The 21718-nt window shown below is 66.9% G+C and carries 24 protein-coding genes, 3 tRNA genes and 1 riboswitch; of the genes, 13 read left to right on the top strand and 14 right to left on the bottom strand.

The annotated features are described in order from the left end of the window. Positions 1-78: 78 nt before the first annotated feature. From ribH to CXZ05_RS13370, 12 genes are all read right to left on the bottom strand, one after another. Positions 79-561, bottom strand: coding sequence for a 6,7-dimethyl-8-ribityllumazine synthase (gene ribH / locus CXZ05_RS13425; protein WP_102973087.1), 483 nt, complete (start codon positions 559-561; stop codon positions 79-81). Between the two features lie 18 nt (positions 562-579). Further along, positions 580-1281: a GTP cyclohydrolase II gene (gene ribA, locus CXZ05_RS13420; protein ID WP_102973086.1), complete on the bottom strand. Its 702-nt coding sequence runs from the start codon at positions 1279-1281 to the stop codon at positions 580-582. Continuing rightward, entirely contained in the window at positions 1278-1964 is a 687-nt protein-coding gene (ribB, locus tag CXZ05_RS13415) for a 3,4-dihydroxy-2-butanone-4-phosphate synthase (RefSeq protein WP_258006585.1), read from the bottom strand. The genes ribA and ribB overlap by 4 nt, the downstream gene beginning before the upstream one ends. Before the next feature lie 38 nt (positions 1965-2002). Then, on the bottom strand, positions 2003-2674 hold the full coding sequence (locus CXZ05_RS13410) for a riboflavin synthase (RefSeq protein WP_102973084.1): 672 nt from the start codon (positions 2672-2674) through the stop codon (positions 2003-2005). Next, positions 2674-3807 carry a bifunctional diaminohydroxyphosphoribosylaminopyrimidine deaminase/5-amino-6-(5-phosphoribosylamino)uracil reductase RibD gene (gene ribD / locus CXZ05_RS13405; protein ID WP_258006582.1) on the bottom strand — a complete coding sequence of 378 codons (1134 nt, stop codon included), beginning with the start codon at positions 3805-3807 and terminating at the stop codon, positions 2674-2676. The genes CXZ05_RS13410 and ribD overlap by 1 nt, the downstream gene beginning before the upstream one ends. A gap of 50 nt (positions 3808-3857) precedes the next feature. Then, on the bottom strand, positions 3858-4568 hold the full coding sequence (pnuC, locus tag CXZ05_RS13400) for a nicotinamide riboside transporter PnuC (protein ID WP_102973082.1): 711 nt from the start codon (positions 4566-4568) through the stop codon (positions 3858-3860). 95 nt (positions 4569-4663) lie between these two features. Continuing rightward, positions 4664-4812, bottom strand: a riboswitch (FMN riboswitch). A 131-nt stretch (positions 4813-4943) separates the two neighbouring features. After that, a complete protein-coding gene (gene rpe / locus CXZ05_RS13395) occupies positions 4944-5600 on the bottom strand; it encodes a ribulose-phosphate 3-epimerase (RefSeq protein WP_102973081.1) in 657 nt (218 codons plus the stop codon). 87 nt (positions 5601-5687) lie between these two features. Next, positions 5688-7265: an RsmB/NOP family class I SAM-dependent RNA methyltransferase gene (locus CXZ05_RS13390; protein WP_102973080.1), complete on the bottom strand. Its 1578-nt coding sequence runs from the start codon at positions 7263-7265 to the stop codon at positions 5688-5690. Then, positions 7262-8182, bottom strand: coding sequence for a methionyl-tRNA formyltransferase (gene fmt, locus CXZ05_RS13385; RefSeq protein WP_102973079.1), 921 nt, complete (start codon positions 8180-8182; stop codon positions 7262-7264). The genes CXZ05_RS13390 and fmt overlap by 4 nt, the downstream gene beginning before the upstream one ends. Further along, the gene (def, locus tag CXZ05_RS13380; protein ID WP_102973078.1) at positions 8179-8751 is read right to left on the bottom strand and encodes a peptide deformylase; all 573 of its coding nucleotides are present in this window, start codon (positions 8749-8751) and stop codon (positions 8179-8181) included. The genes fmt and def overlap by 4 nt, the downstream gene beginning before the upstream one ends. A 57-nt stretch (positions 8752-8808) precedes the next feature. Next, the gene (locus CXZ05_RS13375; RefSeq protein WP_102973077.1) at positions 8809-9654 is read right to left on the bottom strand and encodes a cytochrome; all 846 of its coding nucleotides are present in this window, start codon (positions 9652-9654) and stop codon (positions 8809-8811) included. 127 nt (positions 9655-9781) lie between these two features. Next, positions 9782-9853, bottom strand: a tRNA-Val gene (locus tag CXZ05_RS13370). Between the two features lie 307 nt (positions 9854-10160). Between CXZ05_RS13370 and CXZ05_RS13365 the strand changes: the two genes are divergently transcribed. The 3 genes from CXZ05_RS13365 to CXZ05_RS13355 all read left to right on the top strand — a co-directional run bounded on the left by CXZ05_RS13365 (position 10161) and on the right by CXZ05_RS13355 (position 10743). Then, a tRNA-Gly gene (locus CXZ05_RS13365) sits at positions 10161-10233 on the top strand. 53 nt (positions 10234-10286) lie between these two features. After that, a tRNA-Val gene (locus CXZ05_RS13360) sits at positions 10287-10358 on the top strand. 148 nt (positions 10359-10506) lie between these two features. Further along, positions 10507-10743, top strand: a complete 237-nt coding sequence (locus CXZ05_RS13355; RefSeq protein ID WP_102973120.1) for an antitoxin — start codon at positions 10507-10509, stop codon at positions 10741-10743. 117 nt (positions 10744-10860) lie between these two features. Here the strand turns inward: CXZ05_RS13355 and zapE are convergent, their stop codons facing one another. Continuing rightward, a complete protein-coding gene (gene zapE / locus CXZ05_RS13350; RefSeq protein WP_102973119.1) occupies positions 10861-11898 on the bottom strand; it encodes a cell division protein ZapE in 1038 nt (345 codons plus the stop codon). A gap of 220 nt (positions 11899-12118) precedes the next feature. Between zapE and CXZ05_RS13345 the strand changes: the two genes are divergently transcribed. The 3 genes from CXZ05_RS13345 to ybaK are packed head-to-tail and all read left to right on the top strand — an operon-like array spanning position 12119 to position 14070. Further along, on the top strand, positions 12119-13042 hold the full coding sequence (locus CXZ05_RS13345; protein ID WP_102973076.1) for a sulfurtransferase: 924 nt from the start codon (positions 12119-12121) through the stop codon (positions 13040-13042). 51 nt (positions 13043-13093) lie between these two features. Next, complete coding sequence (locus tag CXZ05_RS13340; RefSeq protein ID WP_180987382.1) at positions 13094-13552, top strand: SufE family protein; 459 nt, start codon at positions 13094-13096, stop codon at positions 13550-13552. 14 nt (positions 13553-13566) lie between these two features. Continuing rightward, positions 13567-14070 (top strand): Cys-tRNA(Pro) deacylase, encoded by a 504-nt coding sequence (gene ybaK / locus CXZ05_RS13335; protein ID WP_102973074.1) that lies wholly within the window; start codon positions 13567-13569, stop codon positions 14068-14070. On the opposite strand, the gene CXZ05_RS13330 is transcribed toward ybaK, so the two are convergent. Beyond that, positions 14058-15275, bottom strand: coding sequence for a S9 family peptidase (locus CXZ05_RS13330; protein WP_258006581.1), 1218 nt, complete (start codon positions 15273-15275; stop codon positions 14058-14060). The two genes, ybaK and CXZ05_RS13330, sit on opposite strands and share 13 nt — an antisense overlap. Positions 15276-15446: 171 nt before the next feature. On the opposite strand from CXZ05_RS13330, the gene CXZ05_RS13325 reads away from it, so the two are divergent. The 7 genes from CXZ05_RS13325 to efeU all read left to right on the top strand — a co-directional run bounded on the left by CXZ05_RS13325 (position 15447) and on the right by efeU (position 21661). Further along, on the top strand, positions 15447-15938 hold the full coding sequence (locus CXZ05_RS13325) for a hypothetical protein (RefSeq protein WP_102973073.1): 492 nt from the start codon (positions 15447-15449) through the stop codon (positions 15936-15938). Positions 15939-15952: 14 nt separating this feature from the next. Continuing rightward, the gene (gene msrB, locus CXZ05_RS13320) at positions 15953-16411 is read left to right on the top strand and encodes a peptide-methionine (R)-S-oxide reductase MsrB (protein WP_102973072.1); all 459 of its coding nucleotides are present in this window, start codon (positions 15953-15955) and stop codon (positions 16409-16411) included. 144 nt (positions 16412-16555) lie between these two features. Further along, complete coding sequence (locus CXZ05_RS13315) at positions 16556-17977, top strand: DUF6421 family protein (RefSeq protein WP_102973071.1); 1422 nt, start codon at positions 16556-16558, stop codon at positions 17975-17977. An 11-nt stretch (positions 17978-17988) separates the two neighbouring features. Next, positions 17989-18780, top strand: coding sequence for an SDR family oxidoreductase (locus CXZ05_RS13310; RefSeq protein WP_102973117.1), 792 nt, complete (start codon positions 17989-17991; stop codon positions 18778-18780). Positions 18781-18801: 21 nt separating this feature from the next. Beyond that, a complete protein-coding gene (locus CXZ05_RS13305; RefSeq protein WP_102973116.1) occupies positions 18802-19911 on the top strand; it encodes a low specificity L-threonine aldolase in 1110 nt (369 codons plus the stop codon). Between the two features lie 67 nt (positions 19912-19978). Then, positions 19979-20665: a DUF3000 domain-containing protein gene (locus CXZ05_RS13300; RefSeq protein WP_102973115.1), complete on the top strand. Its 687-nt coding sequence runs from the start codon at positions 19979-19981 to the stop codon at positions 20663-20665. Positions 20666-20809: 144 nt separating this feature from the next. Further along, positions 20810-21661, top strand: coding sequence for an iron uptake transporter permease EfeU (gene efeU / locus CXZ05_RS13295; RefSeq protein WP_102973070.1), 852 nt, complete (start codon positions 20810-20812; stop codon positions 21659-21661). Positions 21662-21718 lie beyond the last annotated feature (57 nt).

Here is a 21718-nt window from a genome sequence, read left to right as displayed (position 1 = left end):
GGGGGCCCGCCTGTCGGGCAGTTCCATGACGGCGGGGATGTGAGCGATGACACAAGCCCGCATCCCCCGCCAGCCGTCTCAGTAGTTCTTGAGCAACAGCGCCGTGGACAATGCGGCCGTAACGGCCTCATGCCCCTTGTCCTCCGACGAACCGGGCAGTCCTGCCCGGTCCAGCCCCTGCTCTTCGGTGTCGCAGGTGAGCACCCCGAACCCCACGGGCACGCCGGTGTTGACGCTCACGTCGGTAAGTCCCGACGTCGCGGCCTGGCAGACGTAGTCAAAGTGCGGCGTCCCGCCGCGGATGACGACGCCGAGGGCGACGACGGCGTCAAAGTGCGGTGCCAGCCGCGCGGCAGCGACCGGAAGCTCAAAACTGCCAGGTACGCGCAGCACCGTCGGCTCGTTGATGCCGGCGTCCTTGGCAGCCCGCAGGGCGCCGTCGAGGAGGCCGTCCATGATCTGCGTGTGCCAGCTTGCCGCCACGATCGCCAGCTTTAACTGCGAGGTTTCAGCGGGGTCGAGGGTGGTGAGGTCAATCTGGGGTGCGCCGTGTCCGCTCATAAAGTCTTCGTAATCCGTTCAGTCTTGTTCGAGGTCAAAAGTGTCAGTGCCGGTGCGGGGCATGCCCGCGGTCTCGGTGTCGAGGGTCAGCAGGTGGTCCATGCGGTCCTTCTTGGTCTGCAGGTACCGGAGGTTCTGTTCGCGGGACGGCACTTCTGTGGGCACCATCTCGACGACCTTCACGCCGGCCGTGGCCAGGCGGTTCTGCTTGTCCGGGTTGTTGCTCAGCAGCCGGATCTCGTGCAGGCCCATCTCGGCCAGGATCTGCGCCGCAGCCTTGTAGCAGCGGGCATCCACGGGCAGTCCCAGCTGTTCGTTGGCCTCGACGGTGTCGAACCCGGCCTCCTGCAGGGCGTAGGCCTTGATCTTGTTGGCCAGCCCGATCCCCCGGCCTTCCTGGCCGCGCAGGTACAGCAGCGTGCCGCCGTTCTCGGCGATCAGCTCCAGGGCGTAGGCGAGCTGCTCGCCGCAGTCGCAGCGGTAGGAGCCAAAAACATCGCCTGTGAGGCATTCCGAATGCAGGCGCACCAGGGGCGCCTTCCCGTCCCTGGGCGGATTCGGGGAGCTGACGGCCAGGTGTTCGGCGCCGGTCACCAGGTCCGTCCAGGCCTGCGACACGAAACTACCGAACGCCGTGGGCAGCTGCACCACAGGTCCTTTGCTCACCGGATGCGGCGACCGGCCGTTGCTGCCCGGTTCCACTGCTTGAGATGCCGTCATCGTGTTTCCCCTTCTCCGGCCGGACTGACTTCCAAACTGCTCTCCTGTGAAGATACACGGTGGCCAGCTCCCAGATAGGCAACCAGGTCCTCAATCGAGATCAAGGGGCAGCCGTGCTCGGCAGCGAAAACCCGGAGTCCGTCCAGCCGCATCATTTCACCGTCGTCGTACACCACTTCGGCGATCACGCCCACCGGCTCCAGGCCGGCGAGCCGGCAGAGGTCGACGGCCGCTTCGGTGTGGCCGGGGCGTTCACGCACTCCCCCATTAACGGCCCGCAGCGGAAAAATATGCCCGGGACGGGTCAGCGTGTCCGGGCCGCTCTGGGGATCGGCGATGACGCGGGCGGTCAGGGCCCGGTCCGTGGCGGAGATGCCGGTGCTCACGCCGGTGGCGGCGTCGCAGGAGACCGTGTAGGCCGTGCCCTTCGAATCCTGGTTGACCTCCACCATGGGCGGCAGTTCCAACGCGTCCGCCCGGGCACCGTCGAGCGGCACGCAGATGACGCCGGAGCTGTACCGGATGGTCCAGCCCATGAGCGCCGGCGTAGCGTGCTGGGCGGCGAAGATAATGTCGCCTTCGTTCTCCCGGTCCTCGTTGTCCACTACCAGGACCGGCCGGCCGGCCGCCATGGCGCGGACAGCGTCCTCAATCGGGTCCAGGGCCAGGTCGACGGAGGTCAGGGCGCCGGAAACCGCCGCGTCGAGCTTTGCCGTGCCGTTCACCGCTGAACCTCCGAATCTTCCGAGCCGAACTCCGTGCCGTGCGCGAATTCCGCACCTGCAGCGCGGAAAGCAAGCAGCCGCTCGGTGTACTTGGCCAGCACGTCCACTTCGAGGTTCACCCTGCTGCCCGTCGGCTTGGCTCCAAGGCCAGTGTCGGCCAGGGTCGTGGGGATAAGCCCCACCTCGAACCACGGCGCCGCCTCGGCTGCCGGGCTGACCTCGGTGATGGTGAGGGAGACGCCGTCGATGGCGATGGACCCCTTTTCCGCGATGTAGCGCGCAAGCCGCTGGGGCACGCCGAACCGGAGCCGTTCCCAGTTTCCCTGCGGCTCGCGTTCGAGCAGTTCGCCGACGCCGTCCACGTGGCCCTGGACCACGTGGCCGTCAAGGCGCCCGCCGGCGGGGACGCAGCGTTCCAGGTTGACGGGGTCGCCCGCCGCAAGCTCGCCGATGGTGCTGCGGATGAGGGTTTCGCCCATGACGTCGACGCTGAAGTCCTTGCCGTCGATGGCCGTGGCGGTGAGGCAGACGCCGTTGACGGCGATGGAGCCGCCCAGCGGGAGCCCGTCAGCGGTTCCGGGGGCGTGCAGGCGCAGCGTTGCGCTTGAGTCCCCGTTCCGGTCCACGGACAGGACCTTTCCCTGTTCGGCGATAATTCCGGTGAACATCAGTAGCCTCCCATGGCTGTGCCCGCTGCTGTGCGGACAGGTAGTGAATCGGTTGACGATGATTGTGTTGATGTCGATTGTGTTGATGTTGCCTGTGCCGCTGCGGGCAAGTCCTGGGATACGGCCGCTTCCTCCGGGCGCAGGTGCAGGCGAAGATCCCTGCCGAGGAACTGGACCGCGCCGCCGGACGCGGCATCCCATTCCCAGCGCTGCGCCTCCGCCAGCGTTCCGATGCCGAGGCCGTTGAGGGCCGGCGTACCGGAACCCAGCAGCGTGGGGGCCAGGTAGACGATGAGTTCATCCACGAGGCCCTCGGCCAGGAAGGCGCTGAGGATCCTCGATCCACCCTCCACCATGACGTGCCGGGTGCCCGCGGCGAACAGCATGGCCAGGGCCTCGTGCGGGTCCCGTGTGGGCAGGTGCAGGACGTTGCCGTCGTCGCCGCGCACGGCGGCCTCTTCAGGTACGTCGCGAAGTCCCATAACGGCGCGCAGCGGCTGCTTTCCGGTGGCGTCACCGTTGGCGTCGCGGGCTGTCAGGCGGGGGTTGTCCACGAGCACGGTCTGCGTTCCAACCAGGATGGCGTCGATCCGGCTCCGGATGCCGTGGTTGTCCGCCAGCGACTCCGGGCTGGAGATCCACTGGCTGGTTCCGTCCTCGGCCGCGATCCGGCTGTCCAGGGTTTGGGCGATGTGCAGGGTGACGAAGGGGCGCTTGGCGTCGACGGCCTGGAACCAGCGCCGGTTCAGCTCCAGCGCACGTTCGGCGGCCAGTCCGCTGCGCACGCTGACTCCCGCCGCCCGCAGGGTGGCGGCTCCGCCCGCGGCGGGGTCGTGGGGGTCGTCGACGGCGTACACGACGTTCGCTATCCCGGCGTCGATAATGGCTTGGGCGCACGGTCCCGTGCGGCCCACGTGGTTGCACGGCTCCAGGGTGACCACCATGGTGGACCCGTGAAGGTCGACGCCGGTGCTGGCCGCCGCCGCTATCGCATCGGCTTCGGCGTGCGCGGTGCCGGCACCGCGGTGGTATCCCGTCGCCAGCTGGCTTCCGTCAGGTCCGACGACGACGGCGCCCACCAACGGATTGGCACCCCGGGGGCCCTGCAGGGCGGCTTCCAGGGCTGTGTCCATGGCGGCTGTTTCAGCGGCGGTAAAGGCCGATACCGGCTTCTGGGCAGCCGTCACTTGGACACCGCCGGATCCGGGAAGGCGCTCTCAACCTTGACGGTGGAGGGGGCCGCCTGAGTCTGGGCCCGGGAGGCCCGCCACCAGACGATGAAGCCGGCAAGGGTGAAGAAGCCGTAGAAAAGATACATGAAGGCGCTGGCGAAGTATCCGGCGCTGAAGAGCAGCGGAACGCCCACCACGTCCACGGCAACCCAGATCAGCCAGAACTCGGTCCAGCCTCGGGCCATGCCGTAGGTGGCAAGGAGCGAGCCCATAAACGTCCAGGCGTCAGCCCACACCGGCGGGTAGGAGCCCAGGGAGTCGAAGAGCGGGGTGAGGGCAGCGGTGCCGGCCACGAGCGCGAGTACCAGAGCCACCCGGGTCCTGGCGCTGGCCCACGCGGGTGCGATCGCCGTCGACGTTCCTGACGCACGGCGGCTCTGCTGCCAGCGCTGCCAGCCATAGACGGCCACGGTGATGAACATGACCTGCCGCCCGGCCTGGCCCCAGAGAGTGGCCGGCGTCGCGGAGCCGAAGACGTTGCCCAAAAAGACCGTCAGCAGAAGAAGGTTGCCGGCGATGCCCACCGGCCAGGCCCAGACCTTGCGCCGCATGCCGCCGAGGGCACTGGCCAGGCCGAAGATGTTTCCCAGCACTTCGCGGAGAATGAGCACTGATCCGCCCACGGGTATCTGTGCCTCGAAGAGCCAACGCAGGATGTCCATGCGCGTGTGTCGTTCCTTCCCTCAAGAGCCGAGACTGCTCCGGGGGTATACGACAGCGAAACGCAGCGGCGTTCTGGAACGCCACAAGTACAGCTGTACGTGCTTCTCTCATCCAGACTTTAACTGTCGGTACCGGAATTTCACCAGTTCAACCGTCCGCCGGGCCTCCATAAAGGAAACACCGGCTCGCGGGTCGCGGACTGTCACCGCCGGTTCGGACTTACACCGACCCCGGAGCACGTATTGTGTGTTGCTATTCTGACACAACTCGGCCGGTGCCCAGGCTATTCCCGCTACAAACCGTCATGCGGCCGTCATGCGGGCCTGCGGGGCCGCTACGGCTGGCTCCTGGCTTGGGCTCCTGTGGACCGAACGCTAAAGGCTGCCGGCCTTGCGCAGCCGGTCGATGGCGCCGGACGGATCCGCGGCGCCGTACACTGCGGACCCGGCGACGAAGACGTTGGCCCCGGCTTCCGCGGCACGGACGATGGTTTCCTCGGTGATGCCGCCATCAACCTGGATGGCGACGTTCACGCCGGATCCCTCGATCGCGGCGCGGGCACGGCGGATCTTGGGCAGCGTGAGGTCGAGAAACGCCTGGCCGCCAAAGCCGGGCTCCACCGTCATGATCAGGAGCATGTCCAGCTCCGAAAGCATGTCCAGATAGGGCTCCAGCGCGGTGGCAGGCCGCAGCGCCATCCCGGCCTTCGAACCCCGGGCCCGCAGCTCCCTGGCCAGTTTCACCGGCGCGATTGATGCCTCGGCGTGGAACGTCACGGAAGCAAGGCCGGCGTCCGCATAACCGGGCGCCCAGCGGTCGGCGTCGGAAATCATGAGGTGGGCGTCCAGCGGAACCGGGCTGACCGCCTGGATCCGCTGGACCACGGGAAGTCCCAGGGTCAGGTTGGGGACAAAGTGGTTGTCCATCACGTCCACATGCACGGAATCAGCGTTGCTGATTTTCTGCAGCTCGGCTTCGAGGTTCACGAAGTCGGCGGAGAGGATGCTGGGGTTGATGCAGCACTGCGTCATGCGGGGTCCTTTCGCGGGACGGAAGTCCGGGGTGTGGAAACAGTGATCGGGAAGTCAGCGCTTGCGGGGAACGCGCTTGCGGGTACCTCAGCGCTTGCGGCGGATGAGGGCGAGGAACATCGCATCCGTGCTGTGGACGTGCGGCCACAGCTGGGCTGTCTTCTCATGCCCGGCGCCCAGGCCGCCGCCCAGGCTGACAGCGTCCAGCACGCTCCCGGCATCCAGAAGTTCCAGGTCGTCGCGTTTCCGCAGGGCGTCGCTGACCACAGCGGTGGTTTCGGCCGGGTGCGGTGAGCAGGTCACGTAGGCCACGACGCCGCCGGGCCGGACGGCCGCCAGGGCTGAGTTCAGCAGTTCGCGCTGCAGCGGACCCAGATCGGCAAGGTCCTTCGGCGTGCGGCGCCAGCGGGATTCGGGCCGGCGGCGCAGGGCTCCGAGTCCGCTGCACGGCACGTCCACGAGCACACGGTCAAAGGCGGCAGGCTGCTCGGAGCCAACGTCCCGGCCATCGCCGGTCCTGACGGTCCAGACCTCCGACGGAACAGCGGACAGTGCCTGGCTGACAAGTTTGGCCCGATGCGGGGCGGGCTCGTTGGCCAGGAGCGTGGCTCCACGTTCGTTCGCCAGTGCGCCCAGCAGGGCTGCCTTGCCGCCGGGACCGGCGCAAAGATCGAGCCAGGCTTCCCCATTGCCGCGCTCCCCTGTTTCGGCGCCCGCAGCTGCCGCGTTTTCGTCCCGCCCTGTCTCAAGGCTGGGCCCTGCGTCGAGGCTGGCCGCGGCCAAAGCCCGGGCCACCAGCTGGGAACCGACGTCCTGCACCCGTGTGGTGCCGGACCGGACGGATTCCAGCCGGCCGAGGTCACCGCCGCTGGAAAGGGCGGATCCCTCCACGAGTTCGCCGGGGACGGCTCCGTTCTCCAGGGCCTCGTCCAGGTTTCCCAGCCCGGGAAGCGCCACCAGGTTGACCACGGGGGCCGCGTTGTCCGCTTCCAGGAGGTCATTGATCTCGCCGACCGGGCGGCCGTGGGCCACCAGCGACTGCCGCAGTGCACGGACAATCCACTCGGGATGGGCGTACCGGACGGAGGCAACCCTGGTCTCGTCCTGCTCGCCCGCAACCAGTTCGTCCAGCCACTCGTCCAGGCTGCGTGCCGCCACCTTCCGGAGGACCGCATTAATCAGGGCGGACGGACCCGCGCCGATGACCGCCCGCGCCAGGCCGACCGTCTGGTCCAGGGCCGCGTGGGCGGGTACGCGCATTGCCACCAGCTGGTGGACCCCGATGCGCAGGGCATCCAGGACAGCCGGATCCAGCTTGTCCAGGGGCCTGTCCACGCAGCGGGCGAGGATGGCGTCGTAGGTGCCCTGGTTCCGCAGCGCACCGTAGCTCAGTTCCGTGGCGAACCCGGCGTCGCGCCGGTCCAGGCCGTGCTGCCGGATGCGCGTTGGCAGCACGAGGTTGGCATAGGCGTCCTCGGCCGCAACCGCGCGCAGCACTTCAAAGGCCACCAGCCTGGCGGGGTCCGCCCGGCGCGTGCGCTGCGACGGGGCGCTCTCGGTGAAGCTGCGCTGCGGGCCGCGGTTCCGCTCCCTGCCCTGCGCATTGCGGCGGGTGGATCCTCCGCCGCCCCGGCGCTGGTCAGAACTTCTGCCGGAGTCACTCATTGCAATACCACGCTTTCGAGGGAGGCCTGGCCGCGCGCCCAGTCGGCTGCGGCCATCATTTTCTTACCGGCAGGCTGCACCTTGGTGAGTTCGACGGCGTGCGAACCCGTGCCCACCAGCACACTCTTGCCGGCCAAAGCCAGTTGCCCCGGCCTAACATCCGTGACGTCGGGACGCAGCCGCACCGGCTCAAGCTTCAGCCGCTGGCCATTAAGGGTGGTCCAAGCTCCCGGTTCGGGCGTCACGCCGCGCGCACGGCGGCCCACGGACAGGGCCGGCTCCGACCATTCAATGCGGCCGTCGTCGAGAGTGAGCTTGGGGGCGAGGGTCACTTCGCCCTGCTGGGGACGGGGCGACGCCGCACCGGACCCGACGGCGGACAGCGTCTGGGCGAGCAGGACGGCGCCACTGTGGGACAGCCGTTCGAGCAATGCCCCGGAGGTGTCCTCCGGGCCGACCGCTTCGGTCAGCGTGCCGATGACAGGGCCCGTGTCGAGCCCCTCCTCGAGCTGGAAAGTCACGGCCCCGGTGATGGCGTCACCCGCGATGACGGCCCGCTGCACGGGAGCCGCACCGCGCCAGGCCGGCAGCAGTGAGAAGTGCAGGTTGATCCAGCCGTGCTGCGGAATGTCCAGGGCCGCCCGGGGCACAAGCCCGCCGTAGGCCACGATCGCCGCTACGTCGGGACGGGCTTCAGCGATCCGTTCGGTGACGGCGGCGTCCACCCGGGACGCGTGGATGACGTCGATGCCGAGCTCGGCCGCCCGGGCAGCAACGGGCGACGGCGTGAGCACGCGCTTGCGTCCCACCGACGCGTCCGGCCGGGTCAGCACCGCGACGATTTCGAAGCCGGCGGCCACCAGTGCATCCAGCGAGGGGACAGCTACGGACGGCGTTCCGGCGAAGAGGACCCTCATCCGGCAGCGCCGAAGCTGCCGCCGCCGAAACTGGAGCCGACGGTCTTGGCGCGCTTGGCGGTGGTCTGCTCGGTGATGGAGTCGTAGTTGGCGTTGCGGATGGAGCGCAGGGCGGCCTTACGGTCCTCGCCTTCGAGCCGGTCAGTGAAGAGGATGCCGTCCAGGTGGTCGGTTTCGTGCTGGAAGCAGCGGGCAAGCATGCCCTCCGCCTCCACCGAGACGGGGTTGCCGTTGATGTCGACGCCGGTCACGCGGGTGCTGCGGTAGCGGCGGACCGGGAATCCCAGGCCGGGGATGGAGAGGCAACCCTCAACTTCGTCCGCCTGGAAGTCTTCGCTGTTTTCCAGCACCGGGTTGATGACGTGGCCTTCAACGCCGCCGATCCTGTAGGTGAATACCCTAAGGCTGACTCCGATCTGTGGCGCGGCAAGGCCTGCACCCTCCACGTCCTCCATCGTTTCGGTCATGTCGGCAACGAGCCTGGCCAGCTCGGGCCCGAAATCCGTGACAGGGTCGGCAACCGTGCGAAGCACGGGATCGCCGATGATACGGATATTCAGAATTGCCATGTGCAGTCATTTCCTCACGGTGAACGGGTAGACGGATCCAGTCCAGTTTAGTGGCTCTCAGGAGTACACAGGCGGTGCCAGCGGCAGCAGTGCGGGTCCGGCGCTGACGGTGTCCGCGGACATTTCCCACACCCTCCGCAGGGCACAGAACTTCCACCAGTGGTGCTTCAGGACTTCCGGATTGGCGCGGACAGGCCGCACCTCGGTTTCGCCGATGGCGACGGCGAGCAGGACGGGGGTATCGCCGTGCTGCCATGGCTCCCACTCCCCTGCCACAGGATCCACCAGGCTTTCCTCCGCCTTCATGCCGGCAACAAGCTGCATGACCACCTTGTCGTCCAAGGGCTTGACCTGCCCGTCACGCGTTGTGCCCTTGGTCTTGTAGTCGATGAGGCAGGTCCGTCCGTTGATCCTCGCGACGAGGTCCAGTGTTCCTGCATATCCCACCGTCTTGTTCCACACGGTGATCTCCGGGGCGATCGGCTCCACCCGGAACAACTCCCACCACTCATCGAAGCGGGCGGCAAAGGCTTCCTCGCCGTTGGAGGCCAGCGCGTCACGGGCTTCCTTCATCTGGTGGGGTCGGCCGAGAGCGCGCAGCGCCACCTGCTCGCAGTAGTTGTGCACCCGGTCCCCGCGCTGCGCGGCCTCGTCCCGGTAGGTTTCGGCCGCCTTGGCCGCACGGTTCACCGCCTGCCGTACCCTTGCGGGGCTGCCAAGGATCTCCGGCAGCGAGGGATCCTTGGCCAGGCTGCTGGCACCCATATAGCCAAACCAGCCGTCCAGTCCGTGGGGCTGCTGCCCAATGACGGTGGTAATGGAGGGAACCGTGAACTGCTCCGTGGTGGAGCGGGCGTACATGCGGCCATATTCCGTGGCGTGGGCGAGGAGTGGAGCGGTCATGGTGAGACTCTTTCACGGGGGTCAGACAGTAATGCGAATACCGAAACTTCGGTGCGGAAACAGAGCGGAAACAGAAAAGCCCGCCCCTCCCAGTTCTATCTCCTGGGCTGAACGGACTTTCCATCGGTGGGCGATACTGGGTTCGAACCAGTGACCTCTTCGGTGTGAACGAAGCGCGCTACCACTGCGCCAATCGCCCCGATGCATTTGAATGCTAGCGGACGATCGCGGGTTAATGGAAATCGGCGTGCTGATCCAGGGAAAAGGTCAGCGGAGCAAGGAGTCCAGGAACACCCGAGGCCAGCACCCGTGGCGAAGCCAGCCACTCCAGGCATTGGAAACTACACCCCTGTAATTCAAGAATTTCCCTAGAATTCAAGGAAGTAGGGCTTCCCCGGCCACGCCGCTGGTCCTCGATTTGGAGTTTCCAGGAACCTCCTATAGAGTTCTTACTCGTTGGAACGCGACGAACTGCCAAATACGGCAAGGAATCACGGCTCCGAAATGCGGACGTAGCTCAGCTGGTAGAGCACCACCTTGCCAAGGTGGATGTCGCGAGTTCGAATCTCGTCGTCCGCTCTCTTGATCCATAGGATCCGAACCCAGGAATACCGCCGGTGTCCACCGGCTCCGGGCGATTGGCGCAGCGGTAGCGCGCTTCCCTGACACGGAAGAGGTCACTGGTTCGATCCCAGTATCGCCCACGAAACAGAGCAGCTCTCCGGAGCTGCTTTTTTCTTGCCCTCATGCCGTTTGACAAATTCTGTCAAGAACGCCTTGGCAGGCACGGCCTTCGGCGCTAGGATCGAATGCGGAGGAGCGAACTGGCTCCGCGATTGAAGGGAGGTGCTCGTGGGTTTACTTGACGATCTAAAGGGCAAAGCTCAGGGTCTGATCCGCGGCAACGAGCAGTCCATCAAGGACGGCATCACCAAAGCAGGTGATTTTGTCGACTCCAAGACGGGCGGCAAATACACCAGCCAGGTCGATAAGGTCCAGACTGGCGCTTCCACTCTCGTTGACAAAGCCAACGAGAGGCCTGCCCAGGGACCGGCGGACAACGTGCCGCCGGCTGAGAAGGCTCCGTAGCCAGGACTTACCGGGCTTCGCCCCTAAACGTCAAAAAGGTGCCGGTCCCGCCGAGAGGCGGCGCCGGCACCTTTCGCGTTCCCGAAAGAAGACTTGCCTGTCTAACAGAGCCCGTTTCTACGAGGGCTCGTGGTTCTGGCCCTCCCGGGCCAGCGCTGTAAGCCGCGAGACCGCCCTGAAGTACTTCTTCATATAGCCACCGTTCATCATTTCCTCGGTGAACAGCTTGTCGAACGGCACGCCGCTGGCCAGGATCGGAACGTCCTTGTCGTATAGCCGGTCGGCGAGCACCACAAACCTCAGCGCCACTGCCTGTTCGGTGATGGTTTCCACGTCCCGCCAGACGACGCCGTCCACACCGTCAAGCAGCTTGCGGTAGCGGCTCGGATGGACGCCCGCGAGGTGTGAGATGAGGGTGCCGAAGTCATCCTCGGCTACGGTCTTGCCGTCGAACTCCGCTTTCATGTGGGCGTGGAGTTCGCTGTTCCGCAGCGGTGCCGGCGCGGCCGGCAGGCCGCGGTGGCGGAAGTCCTCGCCGTCGACCCGGATGACATCGAACTGGTCCGCCAGGACCTGGATCTCACGCTGGAAATCCACGGCGGCGAAGCGGCCGTCGCCCAGCGAACCGGGCAGGGTGTTGGAGGTGGCCGCGAGCTTCACGCCGGCGTCGGCCAGTTCCCGCATGAGGCGGGACATCAGGACCGTGTCGCCCGGATCGTCCAGTTCAAACTCGTCGATGCACACAAGCTTGTAGGAGCTCAGTGCGTCGACGGTCTTCCGGAAGGACAGGGCACCCACCAGGTTGGTGTATTCCACAAAGGTGCCAAAGGCCTTGGGCCCGGGGGCAGCGTGCCAGAGTGATGCCAGCAGGTGGGTTTTCCCGACGCCGAATCCGCCGTCGAGGTAAATGCCGGCGCGGGTCGTGTCCTTCTTGCCAAAGAGCTTCTTGAACAGCCCCCCGCCGTTCCCGGCACCGACGCCTCCGGCAAATGCCTCCAGCGCATTCACTGCCTGCGCCTGGCTCGGCTGCTTCGGATCGGGCCGGTAACTTGCAAAGGACACCTGCCCGAACCTGGGCGATGGGTAGAAACCTTTGAGGAGCTCATCCACCGACACCGCCGGCGTACGGGTGGCGAGCTTTTCGATCTGTACCAAGGTGGTCCATTCTGCTGGTGATTTGTCCCCAGCAAGGATACCGGCATTGGCCGTCCGCCCTGCGGGCAACGCCTTGCTGCCGGCGACGCCGTGAGCAAGCACACACATGTCGTCCTGTTAACACACAGGAGCATTCGTACCGGCCCGTGGCTAGTGTTGGAGCAGTGACCCGCCGTCCCCCGGCGGTCTGACCTGACCGTTTCAGTGAAAGGCCATACGCATGTCCTACCCCGTTGAACAGAACGAGAAGTTCGCCGCCTACGCGCACCCGGAGCGGCTCGTTTCCACCGAGTGGCTGGCCGCGGCCATCGACGCCGGCGCCCTTAACGACGGCAAGCTGGTCGTGGTGGAGTCCGATGAAGACGTCCTGCTCTACGAAACCGGCCACATTCCCGGCGCGGTCAAGATCGACTGGCACACCGACCTGAACGACGAAGTGACCCGTGACTACGTGGAGGGCAAGGCGTTCGCCGCCCTGGCCGCTGCGAAGGGCATTTCCCGCGACGCCACCGTTGTCATCTACGGCGACAAGTCCAACTGGTGGGCCGCCTACGCCCTCTGGGTCTTCAGCCTGTTCGGCCACGAGGATGTCCGGCTGCTCGACGGCGGCCGCGACAAGTGGATCGCCGAAGGCCGTGCACTGACCACCGACATTCCCTCGCCGGCCGTGGCGGACTACCCCGTGGTGGAGCGCAACGACGCCCCCATCCGCGCTTTCAAGGAAGACGTACTCGCCCACCTTGGCAAGCCGCTGATCGACGTCCGTTCACCCGAGGAATACACGGGCCAGCGCACCCACATGCCCGCCTACCCCGAGGAAGGCGCGCTTCGCGGCGGCCACATTCCCACCGCCGCGTCGATTCCGTGGGCACGGGCAGCAGCAGAAGACGGCACCTACCGCAGCCGCGCCGAGCTCGAGGCGCTGTACCTCGGCGAGGCCGGACTCACCGAGGGCGACGACGTCGTGGCCTACTGCCGCATTGGCGAACGCTCCAGCCACACCTGGTTTGCACTCAAGTTCCTCCTCGGCTTCGAAACCGTCCGCAACTACGACGGTTCCTGGACGGAGTGGGGCAACGCCGTGCGCGTCCCGATTGCCAAGGGCGCGGAACGCGGCTCAGTCCCGGCAGTTGCCGCGAGGTAAATCGTCCGTAAAAAAGCGGCGGACGGGGACAACCTGCGTAAGCTGGAAGTGATGAGTACTCAAGCACTTCCCACCGCCCTGGCGGAGATTGTCGACGACTTCCAGGCACTGAGCGAGCCGGAGCGGCTGCAGCTCCTGCTGGAGTTTTCCCGCGGCCTGCCGGATCTTCCGGAGCGCCTGAACGACCACCCTGAGCTTCTGGAGCAAGTGGTGGAATGCCAGTCGCCGCTTTTCCTCACCATTGAGACGGAAAAGAACGACGGCGGGTCCCCCGCCTTCCGGCTGTTCTTCAAGGCACCGCCGGAGGCCCCCACCACCCGTGGTTTCGCCGGTGTGCTCCATGAAGGACTGGACGGCCTCACCGCGGAGGAAATCCTGGCTGTTCCCGACGACATGCCGGAGCTGCTCGGCCTGACCCGCGCCATCACGCCGCTGCGCATGCGGGGCATGACCGCGATGCTCGGGCGCATCAAGCGCAAGGTGGCCGCCGCGGCCCGGCTCCACGCCTAGGAACCGGACCCCGGATGGCGCGCAAGAACACGTCGCAGGGAACGCCTGCCACAGCCGTACTGGCTGCGGCAGGCGTTTCCTTTAACCTGCACCCGTACCGCCATGATCCGTCCACGGCAAGTTACGGCATGGAGGCAGCCGAGGTCCTGGGGATCGATCCGGCAAGGGTCTTCAAGACGCTCATGGTGGAGGTCGACGGCAAACTGGCGGTCGGCGTCGTGCCTGTCAGCGGAAGCCTGGACCTCAAAGCGATAGCTGCGGCGCTGGGCAGCAAGAAGGCCGCCATGGCGGACCCGGCCGCGGCTGAACGGCGCACCGGCTACGTCCTGGGCGGAATTTCGCCCCTGGGACAGCGGCAGCCCTCCCCCACGGTCATCGACGAAACCGCCCTCACCTTGGACACGATCCTGGTGTCCGGCGGCCGGCGCGGCCTGGACATCGAACTGGATCCCCGCGAGCTTGTGCGCCTCACCAAGGCCGTCACCGCCGCGATCGGAACAGGCTCTCAGGCAGGCTGAACAGGTTCCGGCTGGCCGGGATTGCGGCGCGGCGCCAGCTGCTGCTGCAGCCACGCCCGGACCAGCGCTTCCCAGCGGACCGGATCTGCGTTCCATTCCTTGGCATGCCGCGCCCCCTCGAACGGCTCGAACGTGACCATTTCCGGGTTCTTTTCGGCGAGCAGGGCCGAGGGCTGGTAAGGAACATATTCGTCGTCCAGGCTGTGGATGATGAGCGTCGGCGTCCTGAGTTCAACGGCACGTGACACCCAGTCCATTGATTTCAGGTCCACGGGCGCAGCGAGCCCGGTGAGCCTGCGGCCCACCTTGTGCCCCATCATCAGCTGGCCGTACCGGCCAACGGCCGACGGGATCCGGTTCAGCTCCGCGTGGTGGGCCAGCACATTGACCCAGTCGATGACCGGCGCATCCAGGACCATGGCCCGGATGACATGCCGGTGCTGCGAGAGGTCCGCCGTCTGCAGGCAGATGGCCCCTCCCATGGACCAGCCGAAAAGCACAACGTCCCGGGCACCGCGGGCAAGGGCGAAGGCGATGGCGGCGTCGATGTCCCGCCACTCCGTGGAACCCAGCCCGTACCGGCCATCGAATGCTGCCGGCGCCAGGCCGTCGTTCCGGTAGGAAACCAGGAGATTGGGCAGTCCGAGTTCGTGGGCCACCCGCGCCCCACGGAGGCACTCCTGCCGGGTTGCCCCGCGCCCGTGGACCATAACGGCCCAGGTCTCGGCGCCGGCATCGCCCGGGATCAGCCAGCCAGGGGCACTTCCGCCCTCAACCTCAATGTCGACGTCTTCGGACGCCAGACCGACATCGGAGGGATGCTGGTACGTGGCACCTCCCCACCAGGCGCGCCCTGCAGTTTCCAGGTTGCCGCTGTAGACCGCTTCCACCTCGCGCAGCACCGTGCGCTCGGCGGGGGAATAGGACACGATCCTGCCGATGCGGGCATGCCCGGCACCGGCGTCGAAGAAGAGGCTGTACGTTCCGTCATGTGTTGTCTCCGACGTGGCCGCGAGGATGACCTGCAGTTGCCTGCCCTCCCGGATGACCGCCAGGACTTCCTGGTCTGCCGCCCGCACGCGGGTGGGGGTCAGGACGCGGCGGGCGAAGTAGAGCGCCAGGGCGGACGACCCGGCACCAAGCAGGGCAGCGGCCGTGCCGCCGGCTATGACTCCCCCGAGGGTCCACTTCGCCCTCAGAGTCATCGCGTTGCCCTGGGTAGTAGCTGGGATAGTCAAAGCAGCCTGCGCGGAATCCATGCCTCCCATCTTGGCCGATCCGGCCCCGTCCGGCACATTCGCGGCCAAATGGATGCTGGCCAAATGCCTGCAGTCCAAATGCATGCGGGCACTGGCGGGCGGGACTAGGCTGATGCCATGAGCGATCCAATCGTCATTCTGACTGAAGAGCCGCTGGGTGCGGACGACCGCGTAAACATCGAACGCCTGGTGGACGGAGGTGACGCGCCCCTGGTTGTGCTGGTGCCGGCCAATACTGAACGGCATCTGCTGGTGGACTTCCTCGAGAACCTTTCGATGCTGGACATTGCCAAGGCCTTCCGCGAGCTGACGGCCCATGCCCCGGACCCCACGGAAGAACGGGCAGCGGCAGACGCCACGCTGGCCACCTCGGTCAGCGCCTTGGAAGGCATCGGCGGCGGCGTTGCAGGCGAGGTGGTGGACGGCGGCGCCGTCAACGGCCTCGTGGCCAAGGTCAAGGAGCTTGGCGCCGCCCAGGCCGTCGTCATCACGAGGCCGCATGCGGTGTCAGACACCTTCCATACCGACTGGGCCAACAGGGCACAGGACAAGCTGGGCCTCCCGGTGCTGCATCTATACGCGGGCTCGGGATTTATCGGGGACTCCTGAGCGTTGGTCCGGTTATGAGCACTCCTGAGAAATCCGACCTCACCAACACCGCCGCTACTCCTGCCGCCGGCCGGTCCGACGACGACTGGCGCCGCGAACTGACGCCGGAGGAATACCACGTGCTGCGCCAGGCCGGCACGGAACGCCCTTACACCGGCGAATACTGGGACACCCACACCGCCGGCGCCTACAACTGCCGCGCGTGCGGGACCGAGCTCTTCACCAGCAAGGAGAAGTTCGATTCGCACTGCGGCTGGCCGTCATTCTGGGCGCCCCTCGCCGAAGATCGGGTGCGGTACATCCACGACCGGACCCTGGGCATGGAACGCGTCGAGGTCCGGTGCGCCAACTGCGATTCGCACCTCGGACACGTCTTCGAGGGCGAGGGCTACGGGACCCCGACGGACCAGCGTTACTGTATCAACTCCATTTCACTCAAGCTGGTTCCGGCCGCCGACGACACCGGGGCCTGAGACTGCCGGGCGCTGCGCCTAGCGGCTCTTCGGACGGTCACGAGCCCTACAGTTTCTTATGCTCACGCCTTTGACCGATTAGGAAACCTGTCCGCTTGCTACGCTCGGCGTTGAAGCTCAGAAACCCGAAAGGCGAGGCCAGCGATGACCGTAACCGTACACACAGCACCAGCCCGAATCACCGCAGAACACCCGGAATGGCAGCGCCTCAAGGCCGCGGCCATTGCCCTGCGGGTGCTGCAGGTACAGGACGGCTCCATCCCCGACCAGGGCAGCCATGCTGCAGCGCTCGGCCACGTCGACGCCCTTGTCAGCGCCATCGAGGCGCTGGCACCGGCGTTCCCCCATGACGCCCTCTACCTGGACCTGCTGTGCCGAGACTTTGGCCGATGGGCCGAGGAAGGGTTTGGCGTACCGGACTTCCTGGACTCCCTGCTCGCGTTCCAGCCGCAGGCGGACCGCGAGAACGGCCTGCAGCACCTGGTGGTTTTCCCCATGTACACGCAGAACGGCAGCAGCAGCCGGCTCGTGGAGGCCGTCCTCATCGACGTCGTGTGGCCCGACTTCATTGCAGGCCTGGAACAGTGCGACTACTCGAACCGGCAGTTCGTGCCCATCCGGTTCATTGACTTCACTCCCGGGTACGACACCAACTCTGCCGTGCTGTTCCCCGAAACGGTGGGAGTGCGCGCGACGCCCCGGTTCACCTGGGGCGCCATTTTCGCAGACCGTGAGGCAGCACGCTTCCGTCGCGTCCTCCGGGCCGCGGCCGACATCACTTCGCTGGAGCTGCCGGCGGGAGCCGCTGAACTCCTTGAGGACCAGGAACTTACCGAAAAGACCTTCGTCATGTGGGACCTGATCCATGACCGCACCCACATGCGCGGGGACCTGCCGTTCGATCCCTTCATGATCAAACAGCGAATGCCGTTCTTCCTGTACTCCCTCGAGGAGCTGCGCTGCGACCTGACGGCCTTCCGGGAATCCGTGAAGATCGAAAAGGACGAAGCAGCGGATCCGGAAGCACGCCGGCATGCCAAACTCGTGCAGTACGCCGTCATTTTCGACCGCATCTTCCGGTTTGCCATCACCGGCAGCCGGGTGCGCAACTACGACGGGCTCGGCGGCCAGCTGCTCTTCGCGTGGCTGCACCAGCACCGCGTCCTCCACTGGACCGACAGCCGGCTGACCATCGACTGGGAACATGTCGCCGGCGTCGTGGTGGAGCTGGGTGCCCGGATCGAGGAGCTCTACTGGCGCTCCATCGACCGGCCCAAGACCGCCCACTGGCTGGCGGCCTATGAGCTGATCTCGGGCACCGTCACACCGAACCCGGCATCAGTGTGGGCGAAGGGAGCAGGCGCCCTCCCCCTCGACGGGCCGCCGCGGGGCCTCACCGACCAGGTCTTGGATGACGAATTCCCGCTGTCCATGTTCTACGAGGCCCTGGAAAAGAAGATGCGCCCCGTCATCGAATCCACCGCAGGGATCACCGGCTCCTCGGACCCTGCCCAGACGCCGTACCCTGCCCAGCAGGCGACCGGCCCGGCCGCAACAGCCGCATGAGCGACCGCATCATGAGCAGCGCCAACCTGGACGACGGCAGTGTGAGCGGCGGCAAGCCACTGCGCGTGCTGGTCACGGGCGGCAGCGGACCGTCGGGAATCGCGGCCGCCCGTGCACTGCTGCAGGCCGGATTTGCCGTCTTCACGGTGGGATCGGACAAGGCACGCATCGAGGAGGCCGCAGAAACCGCCGGGGGCGCCACGCCGTTGGTGTGCGACCTCGCCGACCACGCGGCAGTGCGGGAACTGCAGCAAGAGCTCGCGCGCACTGCCGGAAAGATCGACGGCGTCATCCATCTGGTGGGCGGCTGGCGCGGCGCGCAGGGCATCACGGACCAGACCGATGAGGACTGGGATTTCCTGGAACGCAGCGCCGTCACGACGCTCCGGAACGTCACCCGAGCCTTCTACGACGACCTCGCCGCCTCGCCCTGCGGGCGTTTTGCCATGGTGTCCTCGACGGCGGTGGGCAGTCCCGCCGCCGGCGTCGCCAGCTACGTGGCGGCCAAGGCCGCCGCTGAAGCGTGGACCATGGCAGTGGCCGAGGGCTTCCGCCAGGACGCCCAAGGGCACGGCGGCCAGCACGGTGCCGCCGTCGTTTTCGTGGTGAAGGCGCTGGTGGACGCCAGAATGCGCAGCAGTCAGCCCGAACGGAAGTTTCCCGGCTACACGGACGTCGAGCAGCTGGCTGCGGCCGCCGTCGAACTCTTCAGCCGGCCGGCCGCGGAACTGAACGGGCAGCGGCTGCTGCTGGCCCCGGTGCCCGTCGCCGCTGCGAGTACGCAGAGCGCCGCAACTACCTAGACTGAAAGCGTGACCAAAGAGATGACAACAACGGTTGAAACTGCCGGCAGCGGCACCATGTCCAGGCTGCACGACGCGTCGGTGCGCGGCTTTGCCTCGGACAACTACTCGGGGGTGCACCCCGAGGTGCTGGCCGCGCTGGCCGCCGCCAACGAGGGGCACCAGGTCTCCTATGGCGAGGACGCCTACACAGCCCGCCTGCAGGATCTGATGGAGGAGCATTTCGGGCCGGGAATCGAATGCTTCCCGGTCTTCAACGGCACGGGCGCCAACGTGCTGTCCCTGCAGTCCCTCCTCCCGCGCTGGGGTGCGGTGGTCTGCGCGTCCACGGCCCACATCAACATGGATGAGAACGGCGCCCCGGAGCGCGTGGGCGGCATGAAGCTGCTGCAGGTGCACACGCCGGACGGCAAGCTGACGCCGGAGCTCATCGACCGCGAAGCGTGGGGCTGGGGCGACGAGCACCGCGCCCAGCCGCTGGCCGTCTCCATCACCCAGACCACTGAACTGGGCACCTGCTACACGGTGGATGAAGTGCGGGCGATCGCCGAGCACGTCCACGCCAAAGGCATGAAGCTGCATATGGACGGGGCGCGCCTGGCCAACGCCGCGGCGCACCTGGGCGTTCCGCTGCGGGCCTTCACGCGCGACGCCGGCGTGGACATCCTGTCGTTCGGCGGAACCAAGAATGGGCTGCTGTTCGGCGAGGTGGTGGTGGCATTGAACCCCGATGCCGCCCAGGGGCTGCTCTTCCTGCGGAAGATGAACATGCAGCTGGCCTCCAAGATGCGGTTCATGTCCGCGCAGTTCATCGCCCTGCTCGAGGGGGATCTGTGGCTTCGTTCGGCCGGCCACGCGAACGCCATGGCCGCGAGGCTGCGCGCCGCGGTGGACGCGATTGACGGCGTGGAGCCCACCCAGAAAACTGAGTCCAACGGCGTCTTTGCGGTTTTGCCCGCTGGGGTGGCGGACAGGCTCCGGGAGTCCTTCCGCTTCTACGACTGGAATGAAGCCACCCGCGAGGTCCGCTGGATGTGTTCCTTCGACACCAGCGAGGAGGACGTGGATGCCTTCGTGGCAGCGATCAGGGACGAACTCGCCCGGCACGGGTCCTCGCCGGCGGCGCAGTAACATGCGCGGGATTGCGTAGCAGGCGGCGAGCCTGCCGGAATTGGCGGTTTCCATTGCGTACCCTGCGATTGTGAACGCACTTGCCCAGGTTCCCGCGAATTTTCTGTATGCGCTGGGAACGCTCCGCAAAGCACGCTGCCGCAGCGAACTGCGCCTCGACGAGATCCCGGCGCCCGCCCGGCTGGCGCCATTCGCTGTGGCCCTCGGCGCCGAGGTCATCGTTCCCAGCGGCAGGGCTGGCAGCGACCGGGACCGTTCACCGGTTCACGGGCCGGCGGCCATGGCGCTGGCCCGCTCGGCGGCCGCCGGAGCCTCCGCCGGTGGTGATGCCGACGACGACGGTGAGGAGCTCGCCACGGGGCGCTTCATCCTGCTGCACGACCCCGACGGCTCCGCGGTGTGGGATGGCGAATTCCGGATCGTCACCTACATCCGGGCCCAGCTCGACGCCGAGATGGGCAACGATGAGATGCTGGGCTCGGTGGCGTGGACATGGCTCGTAGAAGCCCTCGAAACCCACCACGCCCCCTACCGCGCGGCTGGCGGCACCGCCACGCGGGTGCTGTCCGAAAGCTTCGGAACGCTGGCGGACCGGCCCGCCTCGATCGACATTGAACTGCGCGCCTCGTGGACCCCGGCCGGCGCCGACGTCCAGGCGCACCTCGAGGCGTGGTCGGACATGGTGTGCACCTTCGCCGGCCTCCCGCCGCTGCCCGAGGGCGTCTCCGCGCTCCCCCGAAGGCGCCGCAACTAGGACTCCCATATAGCGCTGCCCAAACCGATGGAGTAATTTCTCCGGCAATTACGGCACGATTCTTTTGCCTAATCGCCTTCGCCGTGTAAAGTCCCGTGCTTAGGTGAGCCTAAGACGAGCTCCCCCTGGCAGAAGGTGCTTTACATGACAGCCAACTTCCTCATCGGGCTCCGGGAGGGCCTCGAGGCGACGCTCATCATCGTCCTGTTGATGGCCTACCTGACCAAGAGCGGCCGGCGCGCGCTGCTCCCCCGGCTGTGGGCGGGCGTGGGAATCGCTGTCGCCGTGTCCGTCGGTTTCGGCGCCCTGCTGACCTTCGGCCCGCGGGGACTGACCTTCGAAGCACAGGAAGCGATCGGCGGCGGCCTGTCCATCATCGCCGTCGGATTGGTCACCTGGATGGTCTTCTGGATGGCGCGCACCGCCCGCACGCTCGGCAGCGAACTGCGCTCCCGCGTCGACGGCGTGGCCGACGGCGCTGCCTGGGGCCTGGTGGTTGTCGCGGCTCTGGCCGTCGGCCGGGAAGGCCTGGAGACGGCGCTGTTCCTGTGGGCCGCAGCCCAGGCCAGTGGGGAATCCGGAACCCCTCTGTTCGGCGCCCTCCTGGGCCTCGCCGTGGCTGCCGGACTCGGCTACCTCCTGCACCGCGGCGTCCTGAAGGTCAACCTGTCCCGCTTCTTCACCTGGACCGGCGTCGCCCTGGTGGTCATCGCCGGCGGCGTCCTCGCCTACGGCGTCCACGACCTGCAGGAGGCCGGCATCCTGCCGGGGCTGCACAGCCTTGCCTTCGACGTCTCAGCCGCGGTCCCGCCGTCGTCCTGGTACGGCACCCTGCTGAAGGGGACCCTGAACTTCTCCCCCGCCACGACGTGGCTGGAAGCAGCCGCCTGGGTCCTGTACGCCATCCCTGTCATGTTCTTCTACCTCCGCGCCAACTCCCGCCCGCGGCTGCGGCGGGCGGAAGCCCCTGCCGCAACTGCCGCCGTCGCCTCCTGACCGGCAACGCCTGTCTCCAACCGAACTCCGCACCCCGCTGCACCCCCAACACCCGCC

Origin of the sequence: Arthrobacter sp. AFG20 (assembly GCF_002892795.1) — a bacterium.
Lineage (GTDB): Bacteria > Actinomycetota > Actinomycetes > Actinomycetales > Micrococcaceae > Arthrobacter.
Note: the sequence above shows the minus strand (reverse complement) of the source record. Positions and strands in the feature narration are given on the sequence as shown.